Source organism: Methylobacterium sp. D48H, from assembly GCF_053345715.1.
In genome coordinates, this window is the sequence record NZ_JBKFAP010000005.1 from 82,185 (window position 1) to 97,930 (window position 15,746).

Genomic DNA, 15,746 nt, shown 5'->3' on the forward strand with positions numbered 1-15,746 from the left:
GTCGCGCCGCGGCGGGTGACGGGGTCGAGCGCTCTTCCGTCTGGTAGCCGAACTCGGCTTCGGGGCGAAGGGCCGGCTGGCACCGTCGATGCCGGTGCCGGACCGGAAGGAAGCCGCCTCGCCGTGTCCGGGCCTGGCCCGGGGCTCGTCCGCGGCACGGCCAGCCGGCCCGGATCACGGCACCGGCCGCTCGCGGGCGTACCGGATCGGCGGCCGGCCGACGTGCCGGGCGAAGGCGACGCTGAAGGTACTCGCCGAGCTGTAGCCCACCCGCGCGGCCACCTCGGCCATCCCGACCGCCTCGCGGCGCAGCAGATCCTTCGCCAGCGCCATCCGCCACGCCAGCAGGTACGCCATCGGCGCGACCCCGACCGCGCGGCGGAACCGCTCGAAGAAGGTGGACCGGGAGAGGCCCGCCTCCCGCGCGAGCGCGGCTACCGTCCAGTTCTCCGTCGGCCGATCGTGCATCCGCCGCAGGGCAGCGGCGAGCCGGTCGTCGGCGAGCCCGCGCAGCAGTCCCGAGGGCGCCGCCGGCCCGGCGGTGGCGCGCAGCGCCTCGATCAGCACGACCTCCAGCAGGCGCGCCAGGACCACGTCGCGGCCCGGCCGGTCGGCGCGGGTCTCCTCGTTCACGAGGCCGAGCAGAGTGGTCAGCCGGGCGGCGCCGCGCACGTGGACATACCGGGGCAGCAGCGAGACGAGCAGATCCGCGTCGCTCGACGCGAAGACGCAGTGGCCCACGAGCATCCGGACATTCGGCGGCCCCTCGGCGTCGCCGAGCCGGAACACGCCGGGGCTCACAGCGACGGGACGCTGCGCTGCGCGCCGCGGGGGCGGCGGCTCGAGGCTGGTGGTGGTGAACGCGTGGGCCGCGGGGATGAGGACGAAGTCGCCCTCTCCGAGCACGATCCCGGCCTCGCCGTCGATCGCGAGGCGGCACCCGCCCTCGAGCACGGCGGCGTAGAACGGAAGCCCGGAATCCGTGCGCCGCACCGCCCAGTGACCGGAGCCGGTGACGAGCTTGGACAGCGGGGCGCTCGGCCGGAGGAGGCCGACCACCTGGGTGAGCGGATCGGGCATTCTCGGACGCTCGCCAATGCGAAACGGACTTGCGCACGTATCAGGTCCGGCCCGCGCTCCCTATCACCCCGTTGCCGCTTCTGCACGGGAGTTCCCATGAACACGATCCTGATCACCGGCTGCTCGTCCGGCTTCGGCCTGGAGACGGCCCGCACCTTCCTCGAACGGGGCTGGCGCGTGGTCGCCACGATGCGCGGGCCGCGGAGCGACCTGCTGGCGCCCTCCGATCGTCTGAGCATCCTGCCGCTCGACGTGACCGACCACGACAGCATCGACCGCGCGGTCGCGGCGGCCGGACCGGTCGACGCGCTGGTCAACAACGCCGGCGTCGGGCTCCTGAACGCGCTGGAGGGCGTCTCGATGGACGCCGCGCGGGAGGTGTTCGAGACCAACACCCTCGGCAGCATCGCGATGACCCGGGCCGTGGTGCCGCAGTTCCGGGCGCGCCGCGCGGGCGTCGTCGTCAACGTGACGTCGAGCGTGACGCAGCGCCCGCTGCACCTGCTGTCCGTCTACACGGCGAGCAAGGCGGCGGTGAACGCCTTCACCGAGTCCCTGGCGCTGGAGCTCGAACCGTTCGGAATCCGCGCCCGGCTGGTCATTCCCGGACGGGCCCCGGAGACCGCGTTCGGCGCCAACGCGCGCGCCCGCATGGGCATGGACATCCCCGAAGCCTACGCGGCGGTGGCCGCGAAGGTCTTCGCCGGCATCCAGCAGGCGGACGGGGACCTGACCCGGTCCTCGGACGTGGCGGAGGCGGTGTGGCGCGCGGTGACCGACCCGTCGTGCCCCATGCGTCTGCCGGCCGGCGCCGACGCGGTGGCGTGGGCCAAGGCGGGCTGAGGGCGAGTCGAGAGCTGGCTGAGGGCGGCGGCGAACCGCGCAGGCCCCAGGCCGGAGATCCGGGATCCCGACGCGGGAGCCCGGATTCAGGACGGATCGGCGCGCGCGCCGGCCTTCCGGCGCGGGCCCAGGGCCCGATGCAGAATGCGGCCGAGCTGCTCGGCCGAGTACGGCTTGTGCAGCAGCGTGAAGTCGTGGGTGTCCGACTGCGCGAGCACGTGGCTGTAGCCCGAGGTCAGCACCACGGGCACCTGCGGCGCGCGCCTCCGGAGCTCCTGCGCGAGCGCGACGCCGCCCATGCCGGGCATCACCACGTCCGAGAAGACCAGGTCGTATCGGTTCCCGACTCGGCCGAGCTCCTCCAGCGCCTCCTCGGCGTTGGCCGCCCAGGTCGGCCGGTAGCCCAGATCCTCCAGGATCTGCGTCGCGAACTGCCCGACGCCGACATTGTCCTCCACAACCAGGACGCGCTGCCCGCTCCCGAGCGGCGCGAGATCCGCATCCGGCAGGCGGTCGCCGGCCGGCCGGTCCTCGGACGCCACCTGCGGCAGGTAGAGAGTGAACGCGGTGCCCGCACCGAGGGTGCTGCGCACGTCGACGTCGCCGCCCGACTGCTTGGCGAAGCCGAAGACCTGGGACAGGCCGAGGCCGGTCCCCTTGCCCACCTCCTTGGTGGTGAAGAACGGCTCGAAAATCCGCCCGATCCGCTCGGGCGGGATGCCCGTGCCGGTGTCGATCAGCGACACGGCCGCGAAGGGCTTCCGGGACCCGGCATGGCCGCGGATGGCCGGCAGGGCCGCGCCGCAGGTCACGCGCAGGGTCAGCGTGCCTTCCCCGTTCATGGCGTCGCGGGCGTTGACCGCCATGTTGACGAGCGCGGTCTCGAACTGGCTCACATCCGCCCGGATCAGGCAGGTCGCCTCCGGCACCTCGGTCACGACCTGCACCCGCGCGCCCGTCAGGGTGTCGAGCATGTCGGCGATCGCCCGCACCCTCTGGCCGACCTCGAACACCTCGGGCTTGAGGGCCTGCCGGCGGGCGAAGGCCAGCAGCTGGCCGGTGAGCTTCGCGGCCCGCTCCACGGTCTCGGAGACCGCGTCGAGGTAGCGGCGCTTGCGGACCTCCGGCAAATCGGGCCGGCGCAGGAAGTCGACGGACGAGCGGATGATGGTCAGCAGGTTGTTGAAGTCGTGGGCGACGCCGCCGGTGAGCTGGCCCACCGCCTCCAGCTTCTGCGACTGGCGCAGCGCCTCCTGCGCCTGGGCCAGCTCGGCCTGACCGCGCAGCCGCTCGGTGACGTCCATGACGAACTGGTAGCAGCCCGTGCGCTCGCCCCGTGCGTCGCGCAGGGTGCGGAAGCTGATCTCGTAGGAGGGGCGCGCCCGCTCCGCGTCGCCGAACGCCTCGACCAGGGTGATCTCCTCGCCGGCGAGCCCGCGCCCCCACCCCGCCCGCACCTGCGCCTGATGCTCGGGCTGGTCGGCCAGCAGGTCGAGCATGTTGTCGCCCACCTTCGGCCTCACGCCGTAGATGCGCGCGAACTCGTCCGCATTCGCCTTGTTGATCGCCAGGATGTTGTAGTCGAGATCGGCCGCCATCACCATGATGTCGGTTCTCTCGACGATCGTGGCGAAGAGATTGCGCTCCGCGGTGCGCTCGGAGACCTGCAGCTCCAGGGTCTCGTTCAGGTGCTGAAGGCGGCGCTCGCTCTCGGCGAGCCGCGTCTCGGCCTCCTTGCGCCGGCTGAGATCGGCCGTGACGATCAGCAGGCTCTTGAGCCTGCCGTCCGCGTCGTCGAGGCGCCGGATGCTGCTGCTGGCCCAGATCGCGCTGCCGTCCGGGCGGAGATAGCGCTTGTCGAGGGCGACGTCGCGGTCGGTCTCGAGGGCCCGCGCCAGCGCGGCCGCGCTCGGCGCCCGGTCCGCGGGATCGGTCACGTCGGCGACGCCGAGCCGCAGCAGCGCCTCGGCCGGGCGCCCGAGGATCCGGCACAGCTCGGTGTTGACCCGCAGGAAGCGCCCCGCGGCATCCACCTCGGACAGGCCGACCGAGGCGCCGGCGAAGATCGCCGCCAGGTGCTCCTCGCTCGTGCGCAGGGCCGCCTCGGCGCGGGCACGCTCGATCGCCGCCTTGACGCGCTCGCCGACGTCGCGGATCAGGTTCCCCTCGGCGGTGGTCCAGGCGCGCGGCACCGCGCTCTGCACCGCGAGCAGGCTCACCCACTCCGCGCCGCGGAACAGCACGACGTCGACGAAGGCCGCGACCTCGCGGGATCCGAGGCCGGCGCGCGCCGCCTCGCTGAAGCGGGGATCGGCCGCCACGTCCTCGACCGCGACCACCGTCCCGTCGCGGTAGGCGGCCAGCAGGTCGGGGCCGAACGCCGCCAGGGAATGCTCCCCGACGATCGAGCCGACGCCCCGGACGTATTCCCGCTCGACCTTCATCAGGCTGCCGGCGATCTCGGCGTAGAAGACGCGGCTCGCGCCGACGCGCTCGCCGAGGCGCCGCGAGGCCACCGCGACGATCTCCGCCGACGCGGTCAGCGGACGGAGCGTGTCGCTGAGATCGAGCAGGAAGGATTGCCGCTCCTCGTTGTCCCGGCGCGACGCCTCCGTCTCGCGCGGACGGCGGGCGGCGGCCGCCTGGCCGGCGATCGCCGTGCAGGTCCCGACGAGGCCGGTGACGCGCCCCGCCGTGTCCCGGACCGGCACCAGGGAGAGCGCGAAGCGCGCCGCGTCGGCACCGCCGTCGCCGTGGAGGAGGGGCTCACCCTCCGCCGTGTGGACCGGCCGGCCGGCATAGGCCCTGTCCACGAGGGACGCGAGACCGGCCCCGACCCCGCCCCAGACCGCGAGACAGTCCCGGCCGAGGGCCGCGGGATGCCGGTCGCCGAGGATCTCCGCGTAGAGATCGTTGTACAGGAGCCGCCGCTCGGGGCCCCAGAGGATGAACGTCGGCCGGTTCGCGCCGAACATGACCCCGACGAGGGTCGTCAGCGATTCGGGCCAAGCGAACAGCGCGCCGAGGGGCGTGCTGTCCCAGTCGTGCGCGCGCAGGAGCACGGCCATCGCGCCGCCGTCGGCGAGGAAGGCCGGGTCGCAGATCGGGGCGTCAGATCTCCCGTGCATGGCGTCCTGACGCGGCTTCGACGGGCATCGGGGGTTCCTCGCGCGACGGGGTCTCGGCGACACTCGACCCGGCCCGTTCGATCGTCGAGGCGGCATCGCGCATCCGGCCGCCCGGCATGGCAGACCGGTCCCACGTGACGCCGAGCTTGTCAAAGCCGGGATAGCGCCCGCGTGGCCGGATCGCAGGATCCTGATGCCGCCGGTGCCCTCAGGAGACGGCGGCCGGGCGACGCGCCGGGTCGGCGGAGGCGAGATGGCGCCGCAGCGTCAGCGCCAGGGCGTTCGAGCGCCACGGCCGCCGGACGATGTCGGCGACGGGAACCGCCGCGAGGAGTTCCGGCTGCACCGCGTCGGTCGACGACAGCGAGAGCACGATCGGCCGCCCGGAGATCCGCGCGGCGCGGTGCGCGAAGGCGAGGCCCGAGAGATCGACGAGACGGTTGTCGACGATCAGCAGATCGAACCGCCCCGGCTCCCGCCGCAGGACGGCCAGGGCCGCCTCGGGATCCGCGTAGCCGACCGGCTCGTAGCCGAGCGCCGCCAGCGTCTCCTCGTCGTCCTGGACCGACCGGCGCGTGCGCCCGACCAGCATCACGGTCCCGCCGGCCGCCGCGCCGGCCGCGGCCTGCGGGATCACGGGCAGCCACACCGCGAAGGTGCTGCCGCTGCCCGGCGCGCTGCGCACGTCGAAGGCGCCGTCGTGCTCCTGAACGAACTCGAAGGCGGTGGCGAGCCCGAGGCCGGTCCCGGCCGGTCGGGTGGTGAAGAACGGCTCGAAGATCCGCGCGAGCGTGGCCTCGTCCATGCCGCGCCCGGTGTCGGACACGCGGATCCGGACGTAGGCGCCGGGCCGCAGGGTGCCGTGGGTCAGGGCGCTCGACCGCGGCAGGGCGACGTGGTCGAGTCGCACGTCGACGGCCGCGCCCGGCGCGGAGGCCTGGACGGCGTTGCGGATCAGGTTGTGGACGACCTGCTGCAGCTGTGCCGGCTCGCCGCCGACGCGGGCGCCCGCCGCGGTGCCCGAGAGCGCGATCGTGGCCGGTCCGGCCGTGGAGGCCCGGATCTGCGCCACGGTCTCGTGGACCACCGCGTCCGCCGCGCTGGTGCACTGCGCGGAGCGCGCGGGGCGGCCGAAATCGAGGATCTGGCCGGCGATCTCGCGCGCGCGGCCGCCGGCCTGGACCAGCAGCCCGATATGCTCGGCCGCCCGCCCCGGATGGGCCGGCAGGGCGTCCCCGGCGATCTCGGCGTGGCCCAGCATGACGTTGAGGACGTTGTTGATGTTGTGGGCGACCCCGCTGGCGAAGGTCCCGATGGCCTCGAGCCGCTGGGCGCGGCGCAGCGCCGCCTCGATCTCCCGGCGCTCGGCCCAGACGTGCTGTCGCTCCAGGGCGGCCGCGAAGCTGTCGGCGACGACCTGCAGCAGGCCGCGCGAGTGCCGCAGCCAGGGCGGCAGGCCGGAGGTGGTGCGCTCGAAGCAGAGCAGGCCGACGATCCGATCGCCCCGGCGCAGCCGCGCGCAGGCCCACGAGACGACGCCGCGCTCGGCCAGGGAGCGGCGCAGGGCCGGCGGCCCGGTCTCGTCCGCCACCTCGACGAAGATGAGGTCGCTGGCGGCGGCCGCGACGTCGTGAACGAGGGCCTGCTGCGCCGCCGGCCAGCCGCTCGGCGGCGCGAGGCCGGGCCGGTTCCAGAGATGCACCGCGCCGGTGCCGTCGAGCATGAGAACGTAGCCGTGATCCGTGTCGAGCCCTTCGCCCACCATGGCGAGGACGTCCACGATGCGCGTGTCGGTCTCGTCGGGCTGGATCGCCAGGAAGCGGTTGGCCGCCTGCGCCACGACGGTCTGGAAATCCACGGTCCGGCGCAGGATCCGGGTCCCGGCACGCATCAGCACCCCCACGCGGACCACGAGGGCGAGCAGCGCGAGGGCGACGGCGTAGAGCGCGAGGCGGAATCCGTCCGCCCGGGCCTGGCGCCGGTCGCGGAGGCTTCGCCGGGATTCCAGGAGCGCCTCGCGGGCCGCCTCGCTCGACGAGGCCGGCAGCGAGCGCGTGACCGCGTCGACGTGCGGCAGCAGTTCCAGGAGCTGGCGCCCGTGCAGGACGATGGCGTCGACGTCGCCGGCCCGGGCGGCCGCCCCGTCGGCTTCGTGCAACGTCTCGAGACGGGTGCGGATGTCGGCGAGGCGCGCGGGCGTCGAATCGCGCACGAGTTCCGAGATGCGGATCTGGAGCGCGGCCACCGCGCGCGCGAGGCCGGGGGCGATGTCGGACTCGGACAGCCGGTCGCTGAGCGAGTCGAAATAGGCGATCGAGTTCTGCACCAGGGCGTTGCCGGTCTTGAACCGTTCGACCATCGCGGCCTCCCGCTCCACCGCTTCGGCCAGCGCCTGGACGTCGGGATCCCCGGCATTGCTCGCCTGCAGGTCGGCCGTGGCCTTCTGCATCTCGCGCAGGTGCGCGACGATCGGGTCGTAGTTGCGCAGCAGGCCGGTCCGGGCCCGCAGCACGTCGTGCTGCATGCGCGACTCGGCCAGCGCCAGGGCGTCGACGGTCCGCTGGGTCGCCAGGTAGGCGGCCTCCATCCCGCCGTTGCCGTTGATCAGCAGCCACGTGAGCAGCGCCGCGAGCAGCGCGCCGAGCGTGACGGCCTGCAGGGTCAGTCTCATAGCTGCGGCTTGCCGTCCTGAGAGGCAGCGCCGGGCGCTGGCGGCGCGATCAGGGGCCGGCCCTGGTAGGTGCCTGTCAGGGTCCCGAGGAAGGCGACGATCCCATCGATCTGCGCGGGGGTGAGTTCCCGGCCGAGTTGCGCCCGCGCCATGAGCCGCACCGCCTCGGGGAGCGTGGCGATCCCGCCGTCGTCGAAGTAGGGCGCCGTGACGGCGACGTTGCGCAGGCTGGGCACCCGCAGCACCTCGGCGACCTTGTTGGGGATCGTGACGAAGATGCCGACCTTCTCGAACAGGTTGCCGCCGACATTGACGCCCTGGTGGCAGGACGCGCAGCCGATCCGGCGGAACAGGTCGTAGCCCGCCTGCTCCGCGCCGGTGATGGCGTGGGCGTCACCGCGCAGCCAGCGGTCGAAGCGGCTGTCGGGTGTGAGGAGCGTGCGCTCGAAGCTGTTGATCGCGTCGATCACCGTCTCCCGGTCGGCCGCGCGCCCGTAGGCGGCCTGGAACATCGGGGCGAGCACCGGGTCGCCGCGCACCGTGTCGAGGATCCGGGGCCAGGAACCGCCCAGGAACTCGGGCCGCGTCAGGGCGAGCTCGGCCTGCTCGCGCAGGCTCGGGATGTCGCCGGCCCAGCCCAGCCGGAAGCTGAGCGCCGCATTGAAGGCCGTCGGCGTGTTGCGCGGAACCGGCGTGCCGTCGGCGGTCAGGTTCCGGGGCACCGCGCTCGCGCCGCTGGTGCGGATGTCGTGGCAGGTGATGCAGGCCCGGTCGCCTCCGCGTGACAGCCGCGTGTCGGTGAAGAGCAGGCGGCCGATCGCGGCCCGGGCCGGGTCCGCCTCCAGGGTGTCCGGCACCGGGGTGATCACCCCCAGCGCGTCCGCCGCCTCGGCGGAGAGCGCGGTGTCGGCCGGCCTGTCGTGGCCGGCTGGCCTCTCGTGGGCGGCCGCGGCGAGGAGCGCCGCGGCGCTGCCGAGGAGCGCCGCGACCGCGACGCGCCATCGGCCGGCCCGGAACCGGGTCACGGCTACAGCTTCTCGACGGTCGCGGCGAGGACGTAGCCGACGCCGCGCTCGGTGACGATCAGGCGCGGCGCGCTCGGATCCACCTCCAGCTTGCGCCGCAGCCGCAGGATCTGGACGTCGATGCTGCGATCGAACACGTCCTCGTGGACGCGCGTGGCCTGCAAAAGCTGCTCGCGGCTGAGCGGGCGCTGGGGCGCGTCGAGGAAGGCCACCAGCAGGGCGTACTCGCCCTTGCTGAGCGCGACATCCGCGCCGTCGGGATTGGTGAGGCGCCGGCGACGCCGGTCGAGCACCCAGCCTTCGAAGCGGCTGCGGTGGGATTCCTGGACCCGCGCCGGGGCGGGCGCCACCTCGGCCCGGCGCAGGATGACCCTGACCCGCGCGAGCAGCTCGCGCAGCCCGTATGGCTTCACGAGGTAATCGTCGGCGCCGAGCTCGAGGCCGATCACCCGGTCGACCTCGTCCCGGCGATGGCCGGTGGTGATGATCACCGGCAGGTCGCTCCGGGCCCGCAGGTCGCGCAGCAGGTCGAGCCCGTTCTCCGAGCCCAGCCGCAGGTCCAGCACGACGAGGTCGAATTCGGCCTCCGCGAGCCGCTTCTCCGCCTCCGCCCGGTCGGTCGCCGCCGTCACGGCGACGTCGTGGTCGGCGAAGTGGTCCGAGACGATGCGCTGCATGCCCGCGTCATCCTCGACGAGGAGGATGCGGGTCGTGCCGGCGCGCGCGCTCCGACCCTGACCCCGGTCCAGACTGGATTCGATCATGGCCACCTCCGGTTCGCGGCGGCCCGCCGCGACGGCACGATCTCGACGCGCCGGTTCGGGGAGCGGAGGAGCGTCCGGTCGGGCTGATAGCGCCACCCGGATGTCCTTCGCGTCCGTCGCCGGCCCGCCCCGGCGGCCAATCTGGGCGCGTCCGGTCATCGGGCCTTACACGGCTGAGTTGATACCACGCCCCCTAAAAGATTGCGCGCTCCATATTGTGCGTGACAGCACAGCGCGAGCATTCGTCCCAGCACGTACCGTATCGAACAAACGATATTGCCACCGTTACGACTGTAACCGAGATTATCTTGTGGAGACACCGGGATGTAACCCGCGGGAACCAGGATCGTGCTCTCACAATAGAGAGGTGATCATGACTGACGCCGCGATCCCGGAGATCGGTCCGCACCTTCACCGAAATCTCTGCAAGTCCGAGCCCGACTGTCGGAAGCCCGCCGCTGGTCTTCCCGGGCCGCCGGGACGCCCGGCGCGGGAGCGCGGCGGCCCGGCTTCGTCCCCGATCGCCGCGCCGCGACCGGCGCTCGCCCGCCACGGACGATGGCTGCTCGACGCGCTGGTGGTCAGCTTCGCATTCGGCGGGTGCATTCACAGTATCCACCCGGACTACGTCGATTTCCTGCGCGATATCAGCAGCAGAAATCGGCACCGGACCTGACGCTCCTGCCGTCGATAGCTCCACATCGTCTTTCAGACCGCTCCAGGGAGGTCAGCCGAGTCGCGGCCTCCGCGCGCCTCCGCGCGCGATCATCTCGGGACATCCAGATCATGTCGCTCAACGTCCTCTGCATCTCGTGGGGCACCACCGGCAATCTCAGCCCAGTGCTCACGGCGGCCCGGCAGCTGCGCCGGGCGGGGCACCGCCCGCGCGTCATGGCCGACCCGGCGATGTGCGGGGAGGTCGAGGCGGCGGGCTTCCCGTTCGTCGGCTGGCGCCGCGCCCCGACCGGCCTCGACGCCGACCCGGCCGACTTCTCGGATCTCGCGGACTGGCTGCGGCAGACGATGTTCTCCCCGGCCGGCGCCTACGCGGCCGACACGCTCGACGAGATCCGCCGCCTCCCGACCGATGCCGTCCTGAGCCTCGACCTCCTGCCCGGCTGCGCCCTGGCGGCCGAGGCGGCCGACCTGCCGCACGCGGTCCTGTCGCCGCATATCAGCATCCGCCCGCTCCCCGGCATTCCGCCCGCCGCGAGCGGCCTGACGCCGCCGCGGACCGAGGCGGAGCGGGACGCGGTGGACGCGGCGACCGCCGCGATCGTGTCGGCGATGGAGCGGGGCCGGCCGGCGCTCAACGCCGCGCGGCGCGCCTTCGGGCTGCCGCCGGTCGCCAGCGCCTTCGCCCATTTCGATCGCGCCGACCGCGTCCTGCTGGCCGTCAGCCGCGCCTTCGACTTCGACACGCAGGCGCTGCCCGCCAATTACCGCTACATCGGCCCGCTGCTCGACGAGCCGGGCTGGTCCCGCGGGACGGGGCACGCGTGGTCCGGTACGGGACGGCGGCGGATCCTCGTCGCCGGCAGCACCGGCGCCCAGAACCAGACAGACCTGCTGCGGCGCGTCGCGCGCGCCGTCGGCGCGGTCGAGGCCGAGACCATCGTGACGACCGGCCCGAATGTCGGGCCCGCGGACCTGGCCGCCCCCGCCGCCGTCCGGGTCGTGGCGGCCGCCTCCCACGACGCCCTCATGGCGCAGGCCGACCTGGTGGTGTGCCAGGGCGGTCACGGGACGGTCAGCCGCGCCCTGCTGCACGGCGCGCCGCTGCTGGTGATCCCCCTGGCCCGCGACCAGGCCGACAACGCCGCCCGCGTCGCCCTGCGCGGCGCCGGCCTGCGCCTGCCCGCCGACGCGGGCGAGGCCGAGATCGCCGCGGCGGCGCGCCGGCTCCTGACGGAGCCGGGCTTCCGCAGGGCCGCCGCAGTTCTCGGGGCGGCCGTGCGGGCGGATCTCGACGCGGGCGGCCTCGTCCGCGAGATCGACGCGATGGTGGCGGCGCGCCGGGCCTCCGCGGACCGGGGCGGCGCCCGGGGCGGAGACCGGCTTTGGGCCTGATCCGCGCGCCCGCGCCGGCGCGGCCCCGCATCCGCCCCGGCTCGGCCGCCTTCTCGGCGCTGCTCGGGCTGCTGGCGGCGCTCCCGACCTTCGGGATCGACATGATCCTGCCGAGCCTGTCGGACACGGCGGCCGCGCTGCACGTCCCGGCCACCGCGATGGGCGCGGCCATGGGCGTCTACCTGCTCGGCTTCGGCGGCGCGCTGCTGGTCTTCGGCCCGGTCTCGGACCGGCTGGGCCGCAAGCCGCCGGTCGTCTTCGGCTGCCTCCTCCTCGTCGTGGGCAGCCTCGGCTGCGGCGCGGCGCGGACGCTGCCGGACTTCCTGCTGTTCCGGGCCCTCCAGGGGATCGGCGCGGCGGGACCCGGCATGGCGGTCCTCGCGATGGTCCGCGACCTGTTCGAGGGCGAGGCCGCGCGCGCCCGGATGTCCTTCGTCGTCCTCACCATCAACGTGGTGCCGATGGTGGCCCCGACCGTCGGTGCCGGGCTGATGGATCTCGGCGGCTGGCGCCTGATCCACGCCGCGCCGGTCGCCGCCGCCCTGGCGGCCCTGGTGGCGATCCGGCACATCGACGAGCCCCTGCAGCGGGCCGCGGGCCCCGGGCCGGCCTCGGGGATCCTGCGCGGCTACGGGCGGATCCTGGCGAGCCGGGTCTTCCTCGGCCACGCCCTGTGCAACGCCGCGGCCGGGGGGGCGGTCTTCGCCTACATCACCGGCTCGGCGCTGGTGTTCATCGACGCCCTCGGGCTCAGCCCGCTGGCCTACGGGCTGGTCTTCGGGGCCAGTTCCCTGTCGGTGATGGTCGGCGCCTTCCTGAACGGGCGGCTCGCGGCCCGGGGCGTCCCCCCGCCGCGGGTGATCGCCGCCGGCCTCGTTCTGGCGACCGGCGCGGCTTCCCTGCTCCTCGTCGCGGCGCTCGCCCGGCCGCCCGCGGGCCTGCCGGTGGTCGCCGCGATGGTCGGCGTGGCCCTGGCCTTCGGCCTCGTGTCGCCCAACGCCGTGCACGGCGCGACGGAGCGCAGCCCGGAGGCGTCGGGCGCGGCCAGCGCCGTCGCGGTCTTCTTGCAGATGCTCGGGGCGGCCGTCGCCAGCGACCTCGTCGCCCGGTTCTTCGACGGCCGGTCCGCCCTGTCGATGGCCGCCGTGATGCTCGGCTGCTGCCTCGCGGCCACCGCCGCCCACGCGGGTCTCGCCCGACCGGCGACCCGCGCCCCATCCCAGCCCCACGGAGAACCCGCATGATCTTCGACCCGCCCCCCTGGCCGCCCCTCCACCTGGAGCGCGACGGCGGCCGGCTCGCCCATATCGAGGCCGGGCCGCTCACCCCCGAGGGGCAGCCGCTGCTGCTGATCAACGGCTGGACCGGCGACCACGGCATCTTCACGCCGCAGATCCGGCACTTCTCGCGGACGCGCCGCGTCGTGGCGGTCGACCTGCGCGGTCACGGCGCCAGCGACGCGCCGGAGCGCGACTACACGGTCGCGGGCTTCGCCGAGGACGTCGCGTGGCAGAGCCGGACGCTGGGCCTCGTGAAGCCGATCGTGATCGGCCACAGCTTCGGTGGCGCGGTGGCGCTGGAGCTGTGCGGCCGCCATCCCGACCTCGCCGCCGGCCTCGTCATGATCGACTCGATCGTCCTGCCGTCGGCGGACGCGGCGGGCGGCGCCGCGATCGAGGGGCTGCTGGCGGGCGTCGGCGGCCCGGATTACCGGTCCGTCGTGCGGGAGATGGCCTGGGCGATCGGCGGCGCCTACGACCACCCGGCCCGGCGGAAGGCGATCTTCGAGACCTTCATCCTCGGCCCCTGCCAGCGGACACCGCAGCACGTGGCCTACGCGGCGCTGCGCGACATGGTGCTGGCCCACGATCCCGTCCCGGCCGCGCGCGCCTGCCGGGTCCCGATGGCCTACATCTCGGCGGACGTACCGCTCGTGGCGGAGGCCCGCGACCTCGACCGGCTGCGGGAGCTCTGCCCGCAGCTCGTCACCGCCCAGACGCTGCTGGCGGGCCACTTCAACACGATCGAGGTGGCCGAGCAGGTCAACGCGATGATCGAGCGCTTCCTGGCGGTCGGCCTGCGGCCGCGCGCGCGGTAGCGGGACGCCGCGGGACCAACGCCCGTCAGGCGGGGCGGGCCCCTCCGCGGAGGCCGTCCCGCGACCCGTCGCGCGGGGCGCGTCAGGACGCCCGGCCGGCCTCCGTCCGGTCGCCCAGGAGGCGCCGCGCCGACGAGATGACCTGGAGCGTCTGGGAGCTCAGCTGCTCCTGGCGCGCCCGCTGCTCGTACTGTCTCAGGCGGACGATCAGGCCGTCCTCGTCCGGGATCCCGTGGTCCATACCGCCGATCACGAAGTCCGTGATCGTCCGTCGGAGCAGCGTCTCGAAGACGTCGTCCGTATTCGCCAGCCCTGCAACCATGAGGACTTCTCCTTCTGCGAAGCGGCGCCTTTTTCGAAGGGTCAAGTTACGGCATGATTTCGGAACATCTCACACACCATCCGCGCGGCGACCGGCGTGCTCTTCCGCACAAGGCGGCCGCAGCGGCGACCGGGCCGCCGGCGCGCCGCATGTTATGGCTGTAATGTTCGACCCAGCTCCCGCAATCATCCTGTAGTCCGGGCTTCCCAGAGTTCTCGCGCAACACAGCAGCGAGAACGCACAGATGAATGCGACCGAAGATCTGACGCGACAGGCCGGCCCGCCCGAAGCCCCGACCGGCACCCCGACCCGCGTCCCGACCGGCGTCCCGACGCTCACGGTGGCGGAGCTGGAGGCCGACCCGCACGGCGTCTACCGCGCCTGGCGGCCGCGGTTGCCCTTCGTCGGCCACGAGGTCGCGGGCGTCCTCGTCCTCCGCGCCCGCGACGTCGATCTGCTGATGCGCGACCCCCGCGCCCAAGCCACGGAGACGCTTTATCCGGAGTCGCGCGCGATCCCCGAGGGGGCGCTGTTCGACATCTTCGCGCACGGCATGCTCACGGCCAACGGCGCGGTCCACCGCCGGCGCCGCTCGCCCTTCACCCGCACCTTCGCGGCGCGCCTGATCGAGGGCCTTCGGCCCCGGATCCGCGTCGCCGCGGAGGGCCTCGTCCGCGACTGGCTGGGGGACGGGGAGGTCGACCTCGTCGCGCGCTACACCGCGCAGATCCCGGCCCAGGTCATCGCCGACATCCTCGGCCTGCCGCGCGACGACATCCCGCGGTTCACGCACCTCGCCTACGAGGTCTCCCGGGTGCTGAGCTTCACCTTCGGACCGGAGGACATCCCCGATCTGGAGGCGGCGGCGGTCGCGCTGCAGGACTACGTGGCCGGGATCCTCGCCGCGCGCCGGTCGGCGCCCCGCGCCGATTTCCTGTCGCGCTTCCTCGCGGAGACCGAGGCGGCCGGCGAGCTCACGCAGCAGGAGGTGGTGATCCAGCTCGTGCAGATGATCATCGGCGGCACCGACACGACCCGGGTCGCCGGCGCCATGCAGGTGGCGCTGCTGCTGCAGCATCCCGAGCAGTGGGCGGCGGTCAGCCGCGATCCCGACCTGATCCCGGCCGCGGTGGCGGAGTCGCTCCGCTACGAGCCGAGCGCCGGCTCCGCCGGCCGGGTCGCCCGGGAGGACATTCCCCTCGACGGGCACGTCGTGCCGGCCGGAAGCCTGATGCTGCTCTCGACGCTGTCGGCGATGCGGGACGAGACGGTCTACGCGCGTCCAGACACGTTCGACATCCGGCGCACCGACCTCCCGCGCCTCCACCCGGTCTTCGGCGGTGGCGCGCACCGGTGCATCGGCGAGGCCCTGGCCCGTGTCGAGCTGGAGGAGGGACTGGGCGCCGTGCTGCGCCTCGCCCCGAGCCTGCGCCTGACCGGCGCGATGCCGGTCCTCCGCGGCCACAGCGGCATCCGCCGCATCGACGCGCTGCGGGTCGCCGCCTAGCGCCGTTCCCGACCGGATAGGGACGGCGGCGCTCGCCGAGCCCTTCGCCGCGCGTAGCGAGGTCCCTCTCCCGCACGGAAGGGGGACCAGGGCGCGGCTGCCTCGACCGGATCGCCGCCCCTCCGGACCGCTGCGACCCTGTCGCGCCGTCTCCCGCGCGTCCGACGCGCGCCCGTTGCAGCCGTAGCCGCTTCGGCCCCGCGCCGCAGCGACGCCGTAACGGACCGCTCCCAGCCTC

The 15,746-nt window shown here is 74.0% G+C and carries 12 protein-coding genes; 6 read left to right on the forward strand and 6 right to left on the reverse strand.

Annotation, left to right across the window (positions count from 1 at the left end):
- Positions 1-174 precede the first annotated feature (174 nt).
- On the reverse strand, positions 175-1,080 hold the full coding sequence (locus tag ACLBX8_RS12190) for a cupin domain-containing protein (RefSeq protein WP_447699165.1): 906 nt from the start codon (positions 1,078-1,080) through the stop codon (positions 175-177).
- A 96-nt stretch (positions 1,081-1,176) separates the two neighbouring features.
- Here ACLBX8_RS12190 and ACLBX8_RS12195 point away from each other — a divergent pair, with 96 nt between their 5' ends.
- Positions 1,177-1,923: an SDR family oxidoreductase gene (locus tag ACLBX8_RS12195; protein ID WP_447681175.1), complete on the forward strand. Its 747-nt coding sequence runs from the start codon at positions 1,177-1,179 to the stop codon at positions 1,921-1,923.
- 86 nt (positions 1,924-2,009) lie between these two features.
- Here ACLBX8_RS12195 and ACLBX8_RS12200 read toward each other — a convergent pair whose 3' ends face one another.
- The 4 genes from ACLBX8_RS12200 to ACLBX8_RS12215 form a co-directional block, all read right to left on the reverse strand.
- The gene (locus ACLBX8_RS12200) at positions 2,010-5,051 is read right to left on the reverse strand and encodes a PAS domain-containing protein (RefSeq protein ID WP_447699164.1); all 3,042 of its coding nucleotides are present in this window, start codon (positions 5,049-5,051) and stop codon (positions 2,010-2,012) included.
- A 208-nt stretch (positions 5,052-5,259) separates the two neighbouring features.
- Entirely contained in the window at positions 5,260-7,722 is a 2,463-nt protein-coding gene (locus ACLBX8_RS12205) for a two-component system VirA-like sensor kinase (protein ID WP_447715224.1), read from the reverse strand.
- The gene (locus ACLBX8_RS12210; RefSeq protein WP_447715225.1) at positions 7,719-8,747 is read right to left on the reverse strand and encodes a cytochrome-c peroxidase; all 1,029 of its coding nucleotides are present in this window, start codon (positions 8,745-8,747) and stop codon (positions 7,719-7,721) included. Before ACLBX8_RS12210 ends, ACLBX8_RS12205 begins: the two co-directional genes overlap by 4 nt.
- Before the next feature lie 2 nt (positions 8,748-8,749).
- The gene (locus ACLBX8_RS12215) at positions 8,750-9,511 is read right to left on the reverse strand and encodes a response regulator (protein WP_447715226.1); all 762 of its coding nucleotides are present in this window, start codon (positions 9,509-9,511) and stop codon (positions 8,750-8,752) included.
- Between the two features lie 373 nt (positions 9,512-9,884).
- Between ACLBX8_RS12215 and ACLBX8_RS12220 the strand changes: the two genes are divergently transcribed.
- From ACLBX8_RS12220 to ACLBX8_RS12235, 4 genes are all read left to right on the forward strand, one after another.
- On the forward strand, positions 9,885-10,187 hold the full coding sequence (locus tag ACLBX8_RS12220) for a hypothetical protein (RefSeq protein WP_447715227.1): 303 nt from the start codon (positions 9,885-9,887) through the stop codon (positions 10,185-10,187).
- Positions 10,188-10,297: 110 nt separating this feature from the next.
- Complete coding sequence (locus ACLBX8_RS12225; RefSeq protein ID WP_447715228.1) at positions 10,298-11,581, forward strand: glycosyltransferase; 1,284 nt, start codon at positions 10,298-10,300, stop codon at positions 11,579-11,581.
- On the forward strand, positions 11,572-12,825 hold the full coding sequence (locus tag ACLBX8_RS12230) for a multidrug effflux MFS transporter (RefSeq protein ID WP_447715229.1): 1,254 nt from the start codon (positions 11,572-11,574) through the stop codon (positions 12,823-12,825). Before ACLBX8_RS12225 ends, ACLBX8_RS12230 begins: the two co-directional genes overlap by 10 nt.
- The gene (locus ACLBX8_RS12235) at positions 12,822-13,679 is read left to right on the forward strand and encodes an alpha/beta fold hydrolase (protein WP_447699158.1); all 858 of its coding nucleotides are present in this window, start codon (positions 12,822-12,824) and stop codon (positions 13,677-13,679) included. The genes ACLBX8_RS12230 and ACLBX8_RS12235 overlap by 4 nt, the downstream gene beginning before the upstream one ends.
- Positions 13,680-13,761: 82 nt before the next feature.
- On the opposite strand, the gene ACLBX8_RS12240 is transcribed toward ACLBX8_RS12235, so the two are convergent.
- A complete protein-coding gene (locus tag ACLBX8_RS12240) occupies positions 13,762-14,001 on the reverse strand; it encodes a hypothetical protein (RefSeq protein ID WP_056532465.1) in 240 nt (79 codons plus the stop codon).
- Between the two features lie 244 nt (positions 14,002-14,245).
- Between ACLBX8_RS12240 and ACLBX8_RS12245 the strand changes: the two genes are divergently transcribed.
- Entirely contained in the window at positions 14,246-15,508 is a 1,263-nt protein-coding gene (locus ACLBX8_RS12245) for a cytochrome P450 (RefSeq protein ID WP_447699157.1), read from the forward strand.
- The last annotated feature ends 238 nt before the right edge of the window (positions 15,509-15,746 follow it).